The sequence below is a fragment of the Sulfitobacter sp. 1A10359 genome (assembly GCF_043558145.1).
Taxonomy (GTDB): Bacteria; Pseudomonadota; Alphaproteobacteria; order Rhodobacterales; family Rhodobacteraceae; genus Sulfitobacter; species Sulfitobacter faviae.
In genome coordinates this window covers 117,742-133,362 of the sequence record NZ_JBIFGB010000005.1, presented here as the reverse complement: position 1 = coordinate 133,362, position 15,621 = coordinate 117,742, and the positions used below count along the sequence as shown (strand labels likewise).

The following is a 15,621-nucleotide window of genomic DNA, read 5'->3' as shown; positions in this document are numbered from 1 at the left end:
GTCGAACGTGAGTTTGATCCTGAAGAACGTGTCGAAGACGGTAGGCGGCCAAACGCATATCTACCCGACCGACCTGACCTTGGAAAAAGGCACGATGAACGTGCTTTTGGGGCCTACATCCTCGGGCAAGACGTCGCTGATGCGGCTGATGGCGGGGCTCGATGTGCCGGGCACGGGGCAGGTGATCTGGAACGGCGAAGACGTGACCGGCATGCGGGTGCAGGACCGCAAGGTCGCCATGGTCTATCAGCAGTTCATCAACTACCCCTCGATGACGGTTTACGACAACATCGCCTCTCCGATGAAGCTGGTGGGCAAGTCGAAGGATGAGATCGACCGCGCCGTCCGCGAAACCGCTGAATTGATGCAGCTAACCCCGATGCTTGACCGCAAACCGCTGGAGCTTTCGGGCGGCCAGCAGCAGCGCTGCGCCTTGGCGCGGGCGCTGGTCAAGAATGCCGGGCTGGTGCTCTTGGATGAGCCGCTGGCCAACCTCGACTACAAGCTGCGCGAAGAGCTTCGCGCCGAAATTCCGCGTATCTTTGAACGGGCCGGGTCGATCTTTGTCTATGCCACGACCGAGCCGGAAGAAGCGCTGCTTCTGGGCGGCAATACCGCGACACTCTGGGAAGGCCGCGTTACGCAATTCGGCCCGACGCCGAGTGTCTACCGCCGGCCCGAGAATGCGACCACGGCGCGGGTGTTCTCTGACCCGCCGATGAACTTCCTCAGCATGACCAAATTGGGCGATACGCTGCGGTTCGACGGCGGTGAGATGGCGGCGCCCGCAACGATGGCGAGCTTGCGCGACGGCGAATATACCGCCGGTTTCCGCCCCAACCACCTCACGCTAAGCGCGCAGGCGCCCGAGGCCATCGGCTTTGACGCCGTGCTGAACGTGACCGAGATCACGGGGTCGGAGACCTTTATCCACCTCGATTACCACGGTGCGAAATGGGTCGGTCTGGTGCATGGCATCCAGCATTTGCAGCCCGGCCAGCCGCTGCCGGTCTATCTAGACCCGGCGCATATCTACCTGTTTGACGCGAACGGGGCGCTCGTCTCGGCCGCGCCCTATGCGGAGGCGGCATAATGGCCAAGATCACGCTTGATAACCTCGCCCATTCCTATCTGCCCAATCCCAGCGGTGAGGATGATTTCGCCCTCAAGGAATTGAACCACGACTGGATCGACGGCGAAGCCTATGCGCTTTTGGGCGCCTCGGGCTGTGGCAAATCCACTCTGCTCAACATCATCTCGGGGCTTTTGCAGCCTTCGCAGGGGCGCATCCTGTTCAACGACGTAGACGTCACCCATGCGCCGACAGCCGAGCGCAACATCGCGCAGGTTTTCCAGTTCCCGGTCGTTTACGACACGATGACCGTGCATGACAATCTGGCCTTCCCGCTGCGCAACCGTGGCGCGGATGCCTCTTATGTCGCGTCCCGGGTCCAGCAGATCGCCAAGATGATCGGCATGGAGGATAAGCTGAACCGCAAGGCGCGGGGCCTCACAGCAGATGCCAAACAGAAGATTTCGCTGGGCCGCGGCATGGTGCGCGAGGACGTGAACGCGCTCTTGTTCGACGAGCCGCTCACGGTGATCGACCCCCATATGAAGTGGGAACTGCGCACGCAGCTCAAATCGCTGCATCACGAATTCGGCCACACGATGATTTACGTCACCCACGACCAGACCGAGGCGCTGACCTTCGCCGATAAGGTGGTGGTGATGTATGATGGCCGCGTGGTGCAAATCGGCACGCCGCAGGAGCTTTTCGAGCGGCCTGCCCATACTTTCGTGGGCTATTTCATTGGCTCGCCGGGGATGAACCTCTTTGACGCGCAGATCGCGGGCAATGCGGCGCAGGTCGCGGGCACGAGCGTCAATTTGAACAAGACCTACGCCCCCAAGGGCCAGAAAACGCAACTGGGCGTCCGGCCCGAATTCGTTAGGATCAATGGCGAAGGTCTGGGCCTTCCGGCCAAGGTGACCCGTGTCGAGGATGTGGGCCGTCACAAGATTATCCGTCTCGACGTGGCAGGCCAGCAGGTCAGCGCCATCGCTGAGGAGGGCGCGACAGTGCCGACCGAAAACACCGCGATCAGTTTCGATCCGGCGGGCATCAACGTCTATGACGACGACTGGCGCATCAGCGCAGAGGGAGAGGCCGCATGAACAAGACCGTCAACCAAAAGGCATGGTTCCTTGTCCTGCCGGTGCTGATCCTCGTGGCCTTCTCGGCCGTGATCCCGCTGATGACCGTGGTCAACTACTCTGTGCAAGACACCTTTGGCCGGAACGAATTCTTCTGGGCCGGGCTCGAGTGGTTTTCCGACATGCTCGACAGCGACCGGATGTGGGACGCGCTTGGCCGTCAGTTGATCTTCTCGGGGGTCATTCTGGCGATCGAGATTCCGCTTGGCATTTTCGTCGCGCTGAACATGCCCAAGAACGGGTTCTGGGCCAGCTTCTGCCTTGTCCTCATGTCCCTGCCGCTGCTGATCCCGTGGAACGTGGTCGGCACCATCTGGCAGATCTTTGGTCGCGTCGACATTGGGCTTCTGGGCTATACGCTCGACAAGCTGGGCATCACCTATAACTACACTCAAGACATCACCTCGGCGTGGATCACGGTTGTGGTCATGGATGTCTGGCACTGGACCTCTCTCGTGGCGCTCTTGGCCTATGCCGGTCTGCAATCCATTCCGGACGCCTACTATCAGGCGGCCAAGATCGACCAAGCCAGCCGTTGGGCCGTGTTCCGCTACATCGAACTGCCCAAGATGGCGGGCGTGCTGATGATCGCCATTCTGCTGCGCTTCATGGACAGCTTCATGATCTATACCGAGCCATTCGTCGTGACGGGTGGCGGGCCGGGCAATGCCACGACCTTCCTCTCCATCGACTTGGTGAAAATGGCCATCGGCCAGTTTGACCTCGGCCCCGCAGCGGCGTTCAGCCTGATGTATTTCCTCGTGATCCTGTTGATTTCGTGGGTGTTCTACACCGTGATGGTCAACCTCGACAAAAGGGATGGTGTGTGATGACCGACACAACCGTGCAAGCCCCCGGCGCCGCGCCCATTCCGGGCGACGTGACCACCGCCAAACGCGCCCGACGCGGCCGCTTCCGGCCCAAAGGGTCTGTGGTGGTGATGACGCTCTACCTGCTGTTCCTGATGCTGCCGATCTATTGGCTCATTAATATGAGCCTGAAAACCAACGCCGAAATCCTCGGGTCCTTCTCGCTCTATCCGCGGGACCTGACGCTGGCGAACTATGCCAAGATCCTCACCGATCCGAGCTGGTACATGGGCTATGTGAACAGCCTGATCTATGTGGTGATGAACACGGTGATCTCGCTCGCCGTGGCGCTGCCGGCGGCCTATGCTTTCTCGCGCTACACGTTTCTGGGCGACAAACACCTGTTCTTCTGGCTGCTGACGAACCGCATGTCGCCGCCCGCCGTTTTCGCGCTGCCGTTCTTTCAGCTCTATTCTTCGGTCAACCTCTTTGACACGCATATCGCCGTGGCGCTGGCACACTGCCTGTTCAACGTGCCGCTCGCGGTTTGGATCCTCGAAGGTTTCATGCGCGGCGTGCCGAAAGAAATCGACGAGACGGCCTACCTCGACGGCTATTCCTTCCCGCGTTTCTTCATCCGCATCTTCACCCCGCTGATTGCCAGCGGCATCGGGGTCGCGGCCTTCTTCTGCTTCATGTTCTCATGGGTGGAACTGCTGCTGTCGCGCACGCTGACCTCGGTCGATGCCAAACCCATCGCCGCTACCATGACCCGTACCGTCTCCGCTTCTGGCCTCGACTGGGGGGTCTTGGCCGCGGCGGGTGTGCTGACCATCGTGCCGGGTGCGCTGGTAATCTATTTCGTCCGCAACTACATCGCCAAGGGCTTTGCCCTCGGGCGGGTATAAGAGAGGAGACCGCCCATGTCTTGGATGGCTTGGACCATGCCCACCGCGATCTTCTTCGGTGTCATCGCGCTGTTACTCGTGACCTTCACGATCCTCGCGATCAAATTCCCTGAGACGCCCCGTGTAGGCATTCTCAGGATTGAGACAACCCGTGGTGACCGTCTGTTCATCACGCTTCTCGGCTCGGCCTTTATCAATTTGATCTGGCTGGGTTTCGAGGCGGGTCCGCAGCCCTATGCGCTGCTGGTCTGCCTTGCCTATGCCGCAGCCGTATTTCGCTGGGTCTAGGCGCTATCACGGCGGACCCCGGGCAACCGGGGCCGCCATACGACACGACCAAATGTCTAGGGAGGACATAATGAAACGATCTGTCATGAAATCGAGTACCGCTTTGGCGGTCACGCTCGGTCTGCTCGCCGGGCCAGCATTCGCGGATATGGAAGCCGCGAAGAAGTTCCTCGACGAGGAAATCGAACGCTCCGCGCTGAGCCGCGAAGAGCAGGAAGCGGAGATGCAATTCTTCATCGACGCGGCCGAGCCGTTCAAAGGCATGGACATCAAAGTCGTGTCCGAGACCATCACAACCCACGAATACGAAGCCAATGTGCTGGCCCCGGCCTTCAGCGCGATCACCGGCATCAACATCACCCACGACCTGATCGGCGAGGGCGACGTGGTTGAAAAGCTGCAAACGCAGATGCAGTCGGGCGAGAACATCTACGACGCCTATATCAACGACTCTGACCTGATCGGCACCCACTGGCGCTACAAGCAGGCGCGCAGCCTGACCGACTGGATGGCGAACGAAGGCAAAGACGTGACCAACCCCGGTCTCGATCTCGATGACTACATCGGCCTCGACTTCACCACCTCGCCCGATGGCGAGCTGTATCAGCTGCCTGATCAGCAGTTCGCGAACCTTTACTGGTTCCGCCAGGACTGGTTCACCGATCCTGAGTTGATGGCCGAGTTCAAAGAGAAATACGGCTATGACCTGGGCGTGCCGGTCAACTGGTCCGCTTACGAAGACATCGCCGAATTCTTCACCGGCCGCACCATCGACGGCGTCGAAGTCTATGGCAACATGGACTACGGCAAGAAAGACCCGAGCCTTGGCTGGCGCTACACCGATGCGTGGCTCTCCATGGCGGGCGGCGGCGATGTGGGTGAGCCCAACGGCCTGCCGGTCGACGAATGGGGCATTCGCGTCAACGAAAACTCGCAGCCCGTCGGTTCCTGTGTGACCCGTGGTGGTGCCACCAACGATGCGGCGGCGGTCTATGCGATCACCAAATCCATCGAATGGCTTGAGAAGTACACGCCCCCCGCAGCCGCTGGCATGACTTTCGGCGAAGCCGGTCCGGTGCCTGCGCAGGGTGCCATCGCCCAGCAGATGTTCTGGTACACCGCCTTCACTGCCGACATGGTGAACGACAGCGCCAAGGCCGTGCTGAACGAAGACGGCACGCCCAAGTGGCGCATGGCCCCCAGCCCGCATGGCGCCTACTGGAAAGAAGGCCAGAAGGTTGGTTATCAGGACGTGGGCAGCTGGACGCTGATGGAAAGCACGCCCGTCGACCGTGCCAAGGCCGCATGGCTCTATGCGCAGTTCGTGACCTCGAAAACCGTGGACGTGGAAAAGGCCCATGCCGGTCTGACCTTCATCCGCGAGTCGACCATCCAGCACGAAAGCTTCACCGAACGTGCGCCGAAGCTCGGCGGTCTGGTGGAATTCTACCGCTCACCCGCGCGTACCGCATGGTCGCCCACCGGGACGAACGTGCCGGATTACCCCAAGCTGGCGCAGCTGTGGTGGCAGAACATCGGCGACGCGATGTCGGGTGCGAAAACACCTCAGGAAGCGCTCGACAGCCTCTGCGCCGAGCAGGAAAAGGTCATGGAACGTCTTGAGCGCGCAGGCGTCCAAGGTGATCTGGGTCCGAAAATGAACGAGGAGCGTGAAGCCTCCTACTGGCTCGAGCAGGAAGGTTCGCCCGTTGCCAAGCTCGACAACGAAGACCCCGAGCCCGAGACCATCAGCTACGAAGAGTTGATCAAGTCCTGGCAGTAAGCCAAACTTTCGGGGGCCGGGGCGCAGCAGCGTTCCGGCCCCTTTTTCGTTTCATCCAACATCCGGGGGCCGCGCCATGACCCATATCCTCGCCATTGATCAGGGAACCACCTCATCGCGGGCGATCATCTTTGACGGCAACATGTCGGTGACGGCCACGGCCCAAGAAGAATTTCCGCAGCATTTCCCCCGTTCCGGCTGGGTCGAACATGATCCGGGCGACCTGTGGTCGACGACGGCTGGCACCTGCCGCGCGGTGATCGAAAAGGCCGGTCTGCGCCCCGATGACATTACCGCCATCGGCATCACCAACCAACGCGAGACGACGCTGGTCTGGGACGCGAAAACCGGCACGCCCGTCCACAACGCCATCGTCTGGCAAGACCGCCGCACCGCCGATTTCTGCCGCGCGCTGCGCGAAAGCGGCGACGACAAGATCATCACCGAACGCACCGGCCTTCTGGCCGATCCCTATTTCTCGGGCACCAAGCTGAAATGGATCCTCGACAATGTCGAGGGCGCGCGCGAACGGGCGCGGGCGGGCGAGCTGCTTTTCGGCACCGTCGACAGCTACCTGATCTGGAAGCTCACCGGCGGCGCGCGCCATGTGACCGATGCGACCAACGCCGCACGGACCATGCTTTATGACATCCACAAGGGCCGGTGGAGCACGACGATCTGCAAGATGTTCGACGTGCCGCTCGAAATGCTGCCCGAGGTGCAGGACTGCGCCGCCGATTTCGGCACCACGCGCCCCGATCTCTTTGGCCGCGAGATCCCGATCCTCGGCGTCGCGGGCGACCAGCAGGCGGCGACCATCGGGCAAGCCTGTTTCCAGCCCGGCATGATGAAATCGACCTATGGCACCGGCTGTTTCGCCCTCCTGAATACGGGCGAGACGGCGGTGACCTCGACCAACCGGTTGCTCACCACCATCGCCTACCAGCTTGATGGCAAACCGACCTATGCGCTCGAAGGCTCGATCTTCGTCGCCGGGGCCGTGGTGCAATGGCTACGCGACGGGCTGAAAATGATCCGCGAGGCGGGCGAGACCCAAGCGCTGGCCGAGCAGGCCGATCCGCATCAGAACGTGGTGCTGGTGCCTGCTTTCGTGGGCCTCGGTGCGCCTTACTGGAACGCCGAATGCCGTGGTGCGATCTACGGGCTGACGCGCAACTCCGGCCCTGCGGAACTCGCGCGGGCGGCGCTGGAAAGCGTGGGCTACCAGACCCGTGACCTCTTGGAAGCCATGCAGGCCGATTGGGCCGCCCAAGGCCAACCGGGCGAGATTGCGACCCTGCGCGTCGACGGCGGGATGAGCGCCAGTGACTGGGCGATGCAGTTCCTCTCGGACGTGATCGGCGCCTCGGTGGACCGCCCCGATGTGCTGGAAACCACAGCACTTGGGGCCGCATGGTTGGCCGGGCAGCGGGCGGGCATCTACCCCAATATGGAGGGTTTCGCCCGCGAATGGGCGCTTGATCGGCGGTTTGAAACTGAGATGGACGAGGCCGCGCGCGAAGAGAAATACGGCGCTTGGCAGCGGGCTGTTCAGGCGACGTTGCAGTTCTGATGCAGAGGATTTCCCCTTTCGGTTTCGCCACCGCCGGGCGCATCCGCTTTGGTCGCGGTGTCGCGGGTGAAGCGGCCTCAGCCGCGCGGGCCTATGGGCGGCAGGTGCTTTTGCTGCGCGGCGGCTCGGTCGCTTGGGTCGATGAACTGGCGCGCGATTTGGCGGCGGCGGGCTGCGAGGTGACCCAGTCGCGCGGCAGCGGCGAGCCGTCGGTCAAAGACGTGCGCGCCGCCGTGGCGGCGGGGCGCGGCGCGGATGTGGTGCTGGGCGCGGGCGGCGGCGCGGTGATCGACCTTGCCAAGGCGGCAGCGGCGCTGATCCCGTCGGAGTGCGACGTGATGGAGCATCTTGAAGTCGTGGGCGCGGGCAAGCCCTTGCAGGCCGATCCCCTGCCGATGATCGCGATCCCCACTACCGCAGGCACAGGGGCCGAGGTGACCAAAAACGCCGTCATCGCCGTGCCGGAGGCCGCGCGAAAAGTCAGCCTGCGCGACGACCGTATGCTGCCGCGTCTGGCCTTGGTCGACCCCGCGTTGACCGATGGCGCGCCACGCGGGGTGACTTTGGGCTCCGGTCTCGACGCTTTGGTGCAGGTGATCGAGCCCTATCTGTCCAGCAAGGCCAACCCGCTGACCGATGCCCTCTGCCGCGCCGCGATCCCGCAGGGCATCGCTGCGCTTAAACGTCTGGCTGCGGGAGAGGATCAGGCCGCGCGGGATGCGCTGGCCTATGTTAGCCTATCGGGCGGTTTGGCGCTGGCCAATGCGGGCCTCGGGGCCGTGCATGGGCTGGCAGGTGTGATCGGCGGGCGTTTCGCTGCGCCGCATGGGCTGATCTGCGGGCGGCTGTTGGGGCCGGTTCTGGCCGCGAACGCGGATGTGCTCGGGGTCTCGGCCCGCTTCACGGAAGTGCAGAGGTGGCTGTCGGACGGGTTCGATCTGCCCCAGACAGGCACATTCGACGCGCTTTCCGATCTGCTTGATAACTGGGGGCTGGACCGTTTGGACCGCTGGATTCCCGAAGAGGCGGACCTTGGTGAGACTGCCCGCGAAGCGGCGGCATCTTCCTCCATGCGCGCCAATCCTTGCGTGCTTGAGACGGAAGCGCTCGAAGCCTGCATCCGCGCGGCGATGTAGAACGGGCAGGGGCACAAGGTCCCCGCCCGGCAGGTTTTACGCGTTGCGTGGCGGCGTGTTGCCTTCGCCCAAGTCCCAGAACACGCCCGCCATCACCCGCAGCGCATCGCGGCAGACGGGTTTCAGCACATGTTCATCCGGCGCGTGCTGCGAACAGCTTCGATAGGAATGCGGCACCCAGACCGTTGGCAGACCCAGAATTTCGCTGAAGCTGTCGTTGGGTAGTGAGCCTGCGAGATTGGGCAGGATATGCGGCGCTTTGCCTGCGGTCTCGGTCAGGGACATGGCCACGAACTTCACCCAAGGGTGATCTGCACCCAACCGCGTCGCGCGGAAGAAGCCACGGTCATGCGGCTCGATCCGCACATCCTCAAACCCGTTTTTGTCGAGGTGACGGCGCAGCGCTGGCAGGATGTCTTCGGGATCGGTGCCGACGACATAGCGCAATTGGCAGGTGGCCGTCGCATGGGCCGAGATCGCGTTGACCGGCGCCTCGGGCACGCCGCTTTTCATCGCGAGAATGGCAAAGCTGTTCCAGCCGTAGGCGCGCTCGACCGGGGTCAGGTCTTCTTCGCCCCAATCGGTGTCGATGGCGGGGCCATCGTCGCTTTCGATCGGCAGGTTTTTCAACGCCGCGCGGACCGAGGGGGTCAGGCTGTCGGGCCGCCACTCGGGGATCTGGATTTGCCCGCGCTTGTCGGTGATGGTCGACAGCGCCTGCGCCAAGATCATCGCAGGATCGGCCAGCAAGCCACCCCAGTTGCCCGAGTGATGCGCCCCTTCGCGTTTGTCGACGATCAGATCAAACGACACGCCCCCGCGCGACCCCATGAACATGGTTGGCACTTCGGGTTGCAGCCGCGGCCCGTCGGAGGCGATGAGCACGTCGGCGGTCAGTTCCTCACGGTGTTCGGCAAAGAACTCGGGCAGACCCGCGCTGCCGGTCTCTTCGCTCATCTCGATCACGATGCGGCAGTTGAAACCCAGCTTGCCGCGGGTTTTCAGCACCGCTTCGATGGCGGCGATGTTGATCAGGTGCTGGCCCTTGTTGTCGGCGGTGCCTCGGCCATAAAGCTTGTCGCCCTCTTCGACCAGTTTGAAAGGATGCAGCCCCTCGCGCCACTGGTCGGTCTGGGCGCGGATCACGTCGCCGTGGCCATAGGTCAGCACGGTCGGCAGGTCATCCCCCTCACGGCGCTCGCCCACCAGAAAGGGGCCGCCGCGCGGGTCAGGATTGTCGTGAAAGCTGCAGGCAAAGCCCATCGCCGTTAGCCTTGGCTCCATCGTCTCGACCAGATAGCGTTTCAGTTCGGTGGCTTGGTCGGGGTTCTGGCTCTCGGTCTCGTAGGAGACGAGGTTGGCCAGTTCGGCTTGGAACGTCCCCTCATCGAAATAGGTCGAGATCGCTTCGATCGCTTGATCGCGGGTCATGCTTCAATGTCCTTTGTCATATCTTCAGAAATGGCGTCGCCCCAAGGCGACATGATCTCGGTGCAGCCGGAATTCTGCCCGCCCGCGCGCATCACGCCTGCGGGACAGGCGAAAGCGTAGGGAAAGATCGTGCGTTTGGTCTCGGCGACCTCATTGTTCTCGCGCAGACGGTCGAGCACATCGCGCGGCAGGCTTTCATCGGCGATGAGCTGGTTGGCGTCCGAAGCGTCAATGCGCGGCGCGTGGAAGCTGTCTTCGAGCGACATGTCAAAATCGGTGACGAAGGAGGACAGTTGCGCCACCGCGCCCAGAATCTTGCGCCCGCCGGAGGCCCCGAAGGCAAAGCGTTTGTCGCCCTGTTCGCCGATCACCGGGCAGACATTCATCAGGCAGCGCTTGTTCGGGCCGAGCGAGTTCGGGCGGCCCTGAACCGGATCGAACCACATGATGCCGTTGTTCATCAAAAAGCCGGTGGAGGGCGAGACGACGCGGGAGCCGAAGATCGACAAGAGCGTCTGGGTCTGCGCCACCATATTCCCGTGACGGTCGACGACCGAGAAATGGGTGGTGCAGCCCGGTGCCTCGGGGCTTTCGCCGGTATCGCCCATGGAGCCCAGACGGCGGGCATAGGCGCCTTTGAGCGCCTCGGCCATGGCGGCATAGCTGTCGGGGCCGGGGGCGTTCCCGAGGTCGTCGGTCGCGAGAGAGGTAAAAGTGTCGCGGAAGGTCGGCCCGGCGGTCAGCCCTGGCACGACATGGAAGCGCGCGTCGCGGTAGGCAAAGTCGAGCGGCGCGCTGAATTCGGCGCGGTAGGCTTGCAGGTCGTCGTGGCTGAGGCAGCCGCCCTTGTCCTGCACATCCCGCGCCATCGTGGCGCCGAGGTCACCATCATAGAGCGCGCGCGCCCCGTGCCGCGCGATCTGGTCAAGGCTGTCGGCCATGCGCGACTGGTCCAGCCGCTTTTCGGCCAGCGCGGTCCAGCCGCTGATCGTCGGCCATTGCCCGTCTTCCAGAAAGAGGTCCGCCGCATCCGCATCCTGCGCAAGGGCGCGCGTGCAAGAGGCGATGACCAGCGCGGCATACCAATCCACCAATAGACCCTTGCGGGCGTGATCGACCGCCGGGGCAAGCAGCTCGCCCCAAGGCATCTTGCCGAACCGTTCATGGGCTTGGCCCAGCCCGTCAACGACGCCGGGCACGGCGATGGCGGTGGCGCCTTGGACGTTGCGGTCCCCCTCCACATGCTCCCATGGGAAGAGATCGCCCGCCTTGCCCCGCCCGCTCAGCGGATAATTCGCCGGGTCGAGCGCGCCGGGGCTGCGCATGCCGTGGTTCAGTGCATGGGCTTGGCCTTCTTCGGCGCGCCAGAGCATCATCGCCCCGCCGCCCGCAGGGCCGCTCATCCAAGGTTCCAACACGCCGATGACGAAGGAGGTGGCCACAGCCGCATCCACCGCGTCGCCCCCTGCCGCAAGCACCTCGGCCCCCGCGATTGCTGCCAACCGATGCTGCGCGGCGACAACGCCATGTTCGGTTTCGATGACGGTTTTGCGGGTTTGACTGCTGTGCGACAGGTTCGATGACATGGGATTACTCTTGTTCGTACATGGGGGTTTCCGGATCGTGCAGATGGCAGGCGACATGCCCCTGCGGGATCGGGGTGTGACGCGGTGCCTTTTGTTTGCAAAGATCCGTCGCGCGCGGGCAGCGCGGATGGAAATGGCAACCCGGCGGCGGTGCGATGGGGTTGGGGTAGGCCATGCCAAGCTGGGTGTCCGGCACGCCCAAGCCCGGCTCGGGCGTCAACACGGATTTCAACAGCGCCTTGGTGTAGGGATGACGTGGTGCGTCGAAGAGACCGGCGACCGAGTTCTGCTCGACGATCTCGCCCAGATACATCACCGCCACGCGGGTGGCGAGGTGTTCGACCACCGCCAAATCATGGCTGATGAAGAGATACGTAAGGCCAAACTCTTCGCGCAGCTCGCCCAGAAGGTTGAGGATCTGGCTCTGCACCGACACATCCAGCGCCGAGGTCGGCTCATCGCAGATCACCACCTCGGGCTTCATGATGAGCGCCCGGGCGATGGCCACACGCTGGCGCTGGCCGCCCGACATCTGGCTGGGGTAGGTGTTGATCACCCGTTGCGGCAGGCCCACAACGTCGAGGATCTCTTTGACCTTTTTCTTGCGGCTTTCCTCGTCACCGATGTTGTGCACCCGCAGCGGCAGAGAGATCACGTCATAAATGCTCTTGCGCGGGTTAAGCGAGGAATAGGGGTCTTGAAAGATCGGCTGGATCCGCCGCGCCAGCGCCAGACGGCCCTGTTCGGTGATCTCTTCGCCGTCGATCTTGACGTGACCGGCGGTGGGCTGTTCCAGCCCCAAGAGGATCTTGGCGAGGGTGGATTTGCCGCAACCGGATTCTCCGACGAGGCCCAGCACCTCGCCCTTGCCCAATTGCAGCGACACGTCATTCACCGCCGTGAGCGGTTTGACCTTGCCGAACATGCCCTGTTTCACCCGGTAGGTCTTGCTGACGCCGGAAAGCTCCAGCACCGGGGGTGTGTTCACGCTGTCCTTCATACGGTCAGCTCCTTCTCGGACTGGCGTTTGCCATCGGGGAAAATGCAGCGGAAGGCGTGGTTGCCGTCCTCGCGTTTGGGGATGTCGCCACGGCATTCTGCGACGGCATGCGGGCAGCGGGTACGGAAGACGCAGCCCTCAACCTCGCCCACCAGCGAGGGCACGATGCCCGGGATGGTGCCCAGTTTCGCGCCGCGGTCGGTCTTGCCCGGGAGCGGGATGCAGCGCAGCAGTCCGCGGGTGTAGGGATGCGAGGGCGCGTTAAAGATATCGCCCACCGGGCCAGTTTCGACCAATTCACCCGCATACATCACCGCAACCTTGTCGGCCACGCGGGCCACCACGCCGAGGTCATGGGTGATCAGGATCACGGCCATATTCATCTCGCGCCCCAGATCGTGGAGCAGCCGCAGGATCTGCGCCTGAATGGTCACGTCGAGCGCGGTGGTCGGCTCATCCGCGATGATCAGTTCCGGCTCGCACATCAGCGCCATGGCGATCATCACGCGCTGGCGCAACCCGCCTGAAAGCTGGTGCGGGTATTGCGACAAGCGGCTCTCGGCGGCGGTGATGCCGACCTTCTCCAAGAGTTCAATCGCCCGGTCCCGCGCCTGTGGGCGGCTGACCTTGCGGTGCAAGAGCAGCGCCTCGGCCAATTGGTCGCCGATGGTGTAGGCCGGGTTGAGCGAGGTCATCGGCTCTTGGAAGATCATCGACATCCGCGCCCCGCGCAGCTTGCGCATCTGGCCTTGGCTGGCGGTGGTCAGCTCGATCCCGTCAAAGGTCATCCGATCTGCGTTCCGCTTGATGGATCTGCCCAAGAGCCCCATCAGCGCCAGCGAGGTGAGCGATTTGCCCGAGCCGCTTTCGCCGACGATGCACAGGGTCTCGCCACGGTTGAGGTCGAAGTCGATCCCGCGCACCGCATGCAGGGTGCCGCCGCCCGTGGGAATATCGAGCCGCAGGTTGCGGACGCTCAGAAGTGGTTCTGTCATGGGTCAGCTCCGGTTTTCGGGGGCGGTGACGTCGCGCAGACCGTCACCCATCAGGTTGATCGCCAGCACCAGCACGAAAAGCACGGCGCCCGGGATCAGCACGAGCCACGGCTCGAACAGCATCATGTTCTTGCCTTCGGAGACCATCAGCCCCCAGCTCGGCGTCGGCGGTTGCACCCCAAGGCCGAGGAACGAGAGTGCCGCTTCCAGAAGGATCGCATGGGCCATCTCCAGCGTGACGACGACGATCAGGTTGTTGGCGATGTTGGGCATGATCTCGGACAAGAGGATGCGCGGGGTGGAGGCGCCGATGACCTGTGCCGCGGCCACATATTCGCGCCGCCGCACCTGCATGGTGGAGGCGCGCATGACCACCGCGAAACGGTCCCACAGCAGCAGGCCCAGCACCATGATCACCACTTGCAGCGATCCGCCAAGGATCGCCACCACGGCCAGCGCCACCAGTACCACCGGCATCGCGAGACGCACGTTGATGAGGAAGGTTACGACCGCGTCGACCTTGCCGCCGAAGTAGCCCGCGGCCACGCCCATCGCGGTCCCGATCAGACCCGAGATCAGCGCCGCCACGGCCCCGATCAGCAGCGAAATCCGCGCACCGTAGATGAGACGCGACAGGTAATCGCGGCCCAGATGGTCGGTGCCCAAGGGATGCTCCCATGTGCCGCCCATGAACACGGGGGGCTCCATCCGGGTCATCAGGCTTTGGGCATAGGGATCATGCGGGGCAATCCAAGGCGCAAGGATCGCGATGATCGTGAGGATGATCAGAACGACCGCCCCGATCAGCAGACCTTGGTGCCCGAAGATGCGCTTGCGCAGCATCTGGCCGGGGGTCGGGCCGGTGATTTCGTCCAAAAGGCTGTCATGTGTACTTGCCGTGGCCATGTCAGCTGCTCCTCATGCGGGGGTCGAGCCATGCGTTCAGCACGTCTGCGAGGAAGGTGAAAACAATGTAGAACATCGAGAAGATCAGGATCAGCGCCTGCACGGTGGGCAGGTCGTTGCGCGCGATGCTCTCCCACGCCAGATAGCCCGCGCCATGTAGCGCAAAGATCGATTCGACCACGATGGAGCCGCCCAGCATGAAGCCCATCTGCACGGCGGCGAGGCTGACCACGGGGATGATCGCGTTGCGCAGGGCGTGGCGGAACAGCACCCGGCGCTCGTTCGCACCCTTGGCCCGCGCGGTGCGGATGTAGTCGGAGTTCAGCACGTCCAGCATGCCCGCGCGCGTCAGGCGCATGATGGCGGGCATGGCGTAATAGCCCAGCACCACGGTCGGCAGGATGAAATGCCGCCATGTGTCGGTGCCCGAAGGTGGCAGCCAGCCCAGTTGGATGGCGAAGACGACGATTAGGATGAGGCCGAACCAGAAGCTCGGCATCGCTTGGCCGGCGACCGAGATGAACAGGGCCACACGGTCGATGATCGAATTGGGGCGGATCGCGGCGACCACGCCCAAGGGCACGGCGGTCAGCAACGCGAAGGTGATCCCGCAGACCCCGAGCGTCATGGTCACGCTTAATCGGTCGGCGATGAGCGAGGCGACGGGCAGGCGGAAATAGTAGCTTTCGCCGAAATCGCCCTGAAGGGCCGAGAACAGCCATTCGCCATATTGCACCAGCATGGGCCGGTCAAAACCATAGAGACGGCGCAGGGCCTCGATATCTTCGCCGCTGGCGGTTTCACCGGCCAGAGCGGCAGCGGGGTCGCCCGACAGGAACAGCAGGCTAAAGCTGATAAACGACACGGTGAAGGCCACGAGAAGGGCCAGTCCCAATCGTTTGAGAATGAATTGAAGCACGGGTGCAACTACCTTGAGGCTGCGCCGCAGGCGAGGGCCTGCCGCGTGGGTCTGGGTTGGGTGCGGAAGG

General features: G+C 63.3%; 14 protein-coding genes. 8 read left to right on the top strand and 6 right to left on the bottom strand.

All coding sequences use genetic code 11. The annotated features are described in order from the left end of the window. The first annotated feature begins 7 nt into the window (after positions 1 to 7). The 8 genes from ACGYK2_RS12910 (at position 8) to ACGYK2_RS12875 (ending at position 8,714) form a co-directional block, all read left to right on the top strand. Positions 8 to 1,093 carry an ABC transporter ATP-binding protein gene (locus ACGYK2_RS12910; protein WP_271690237.1) on the top strand — a complete coding sequence of 362 codons (1,086 nt, stop codon included), beginning with the start codon at positions 8 to 10 and terminating at the stop codon, positions 1,091 to 1,093. Continuing rightward, positions 1,093 to 2,178: an ABC transporter ATP-binding protein gene (locus ACGYK2_RS12905; RefSeq protein ID WP_271690236.1), complete on the top strand. Its 1,086-nt coding sequence runs from the start codon at positions 1,093 to 1,095 to the stop codon at positions 2,176 to 2,178. Before ACGYK2_RS12910 ends, ACGYK2_RS12905 begins: the two co-directional genes overlap by 1 nt. Next, complete coding sequence (locus ACGYK2_RS12900; RefSeq protein ID WP_067268460.1) at positions 2,175 to 3,047, top strand: carbohydrate ABC transporter permease; 873 nt, start codon at positions 2,175 to 2,177, stop codon at positions 3,045 to 3,047. Before ACGYK2_RS12905 ends, ACGYK2_RS12900 begins: the two co-directional genes overlap by 4 nt. Continuing rightward, positions 3,047 to 3,934, top strand: a complete 888-nt coding sequence (locus ACGYK2_RS12895) for a carbohydrate ABC transporter permease (protein ID WP_271690235.1) — start codon at positions 3,047 to 3,049, stop codon at positions 3,932 to 3,934. Before ACGYK2_RS12900 ends, ACGYK2_RS12895 begins: the two co-directional genes overlap by 1 nt. Before the next feature lie 15 nt (positions 3,935 to 3,949). After that, entirely contained in the window at positions 3,950 to 4,222 is a 273-nt protein-coding gene (locus tag ACGYK2_RS12890; protein WP_067268456.1) for a DUF2160 domain-containing protein, read from the top strand. A 70-nt stretch (positions 4,223 to 4,292) separates the two neighbouring features. Then, positions 4,293 to 6,005: an ABC transporter substrate-binding protein gene (locus tag ACGYK2_RS12885; protein ID WP_271690234.1), complete on the top strand. Its 1,713-nt coding sequence runs from the start codon at positions 4,293 to 4,295 to the stop codon at positions 6,003 to 6,005. A 76-nt stretch (positions 6,006 to 6,081) separates the two neighbouring features. Then, complete coding sequence (glpK, locus tag ACGYK2_RS12880) at positions 6,082 to 7,578, top strand: glycerol kinase GlpK (protein ID WP_271690233.1); 1,497 nt, start codon at positions 6,082 to 6,084, stop codon at positions 7,576 to 7,578. Between the two features lie 8 nt (positions 7,579 to 7,586). Continuing rightward, positions 7,587 to 8,714, top strand: a complete 1,128-nt coding sequence (locus tag ACGYK2_RS12875; RefSeq protein ID WP_394374311.1) for an iron-containing alcohol dehydrogenase — start codon at positions 7,587 to 7,589, stop codon at positions 8,712 to 8,714. Between the two features lie 36 nt (positions 8,715 to 8,750). Here ACGYK2_RS12875 and ACGYK2_RS12870 read toward each other — a convergent pair whose 3' ends face one another. The 6 genes from ACGYK2_RS12870 to ACGYK2_RS12845 are packed head-to-tail and all read right to left on the bottom strand — an operon-like array spanning position 8,751 to position 15,551. After that, entirely contained in the window at positions 8,751 to 10,145 is a 1,395-nt protein-coding gene (locus ACGYK2_RS12870) for a M20 family metallopeptidase (protein ID WP_271690231.1), read from the bottom strand. Next, positions 10,142 to 11,731: a gamma-glutamyltransferase gene (locus tag ACGYK2_RS12865; RefSeq protein WP_271690230.1), complete on the bottom strand. Its 1,590-nt coding sequence runs from the start codon at positions 11,729 to 11,731 to the stop codon at positions 10,142 to 10,144. The genes ACGYK2_RS12870 and ACGYK2_RS12865 overlap by 4 nt, the downstream gene beginning before the upstream one ends. A 4-nt stretch (positions 11,732 to 11,735) precedes the next feature. Continuing rightward, a complete protein-coding gene (locus tag ACGYK2_RS12860; protein ID WP_271690229.1) occupies positions 11,736 to 12,731 on the bottom strand; it encodes an ABC transporter ATP-binding protein in 996 nt (331 codons plus the stop codon). Then, positions 12,728 to 13,726, bottom strand: a complete 999-nt coding sequence (locus tag ACGYK2_RS12855; protein WP_271690228.1) for an ABC transporter ATP-binding protein — start codon at positions 13,724 to 13,726, stop codon at positions 12,728 to 12,730. Before ACGYK2_RS12855 ends, ACGYK2_RS12860 begins: the two co-directional genes overlap by 4 nt. A gap of 3 nt (positions 13,727 to 13,729) precedes the next feature. Next, positions 13,730 to 14,632: an ABC transporter permease gene (locus ACGYK2_RS12850; protein WP_271690227.1), complete on the bottom strand. Its 903-nt coding sequence runs from the start codon at positions 14,630 to 14,632 to the stop codon at positions 13,730 to 13,732. A gap of 1 nt (position 14,633) precedes the next feature. Next, positions 14,634 to 15,551 (bottom strand): ABC transporter permease, encoded by a 918-nt coding sequence (locus tag ACGYK2_RS12845; protein WP_136720362.1) that lies wholly within the window; start codon positions 15,549 to 15,551, stop codon positions 14,634 to 14,636. Positions 15,552 to 15,621: the final 70 nt, after the last annotated feature.

Coding starts and splice junctions, on each gene's coding strand:
- ACGYK2_RS12905 (WP_271690236.1), top strand. CDS start 1,093: ATGGCCAAGATCACGCTTGATAACCTCGCCCATTCCTATCTGCCCAAT.
- ACGYK2_RS12900 (WP_067268460.1), top strand. CDS start 2,175: ATGAACAAGACCGTCAACCAAAAGGCATGGTTCCTTGTCCTGCCGGTG.
- ACGYK2_RS12895 (WP_271690235.1), top strand. CDS start 3,047: ATGACCGACACAACCGTGCAAGCCCCCGGCGCCGCGCCCATTCCGGGC.
- ACGYK2_RS12890 (WP_067268456.1), top strand. CDS start 3,950: ATGTCTTGGATGGCTTGGACCATGCCCACCGCGATCTTCTTCGGTGTC.
- ACGYK2_RS12885 (WP_271690234.1), top strand. CDS start 4,293: ATGAAACGATCTGTCATGAAATCGAGTACCGCTTTGGCGGTCACGCTC.
- glpK (WP_271690233.1), top strand. CDS start 6,082: ATGACCCATATCCTCGCCATTGATCAGGGAACCACCTCATCGCGGGCG.
- ACGYK2_RS12870 (WP_271690231.1), bottom strand. CDS start 10,145: ATGACCCGCGATCAAGCGATCGAAGCGATCTCGACCTATTTCGATGAG.
- ACGYK2_RS12865 (WP_271690230.1), bottom strand. CDS start 11,731: ATGTCATCGAACCTGTCGCACAGCAGTCAAACCCGCAAAACCGTCATC.
- ACGYK2_RS12860 (WP_271690229.1), bottom strand. CDS start 12,731: ATGAAGGACAGCGTGAACACACCCCCGGTGCTGGAGCTTTCCGGCGTC.
- ACGYK2_RS12855 (WP_271690228.1), bottom strand. CDS start 13,726: ATGACAGAACCACTTCTGAGCGTCCGCAACCTGCGGCTCGATATTCCC.
- ACGYK2_RS12850 (WP_271690227.1), bottom strand. CDS start 14,632: ATGGCCACGGCAAGTACACATGACAGCCTTTTGGACGAAATCACCGGC.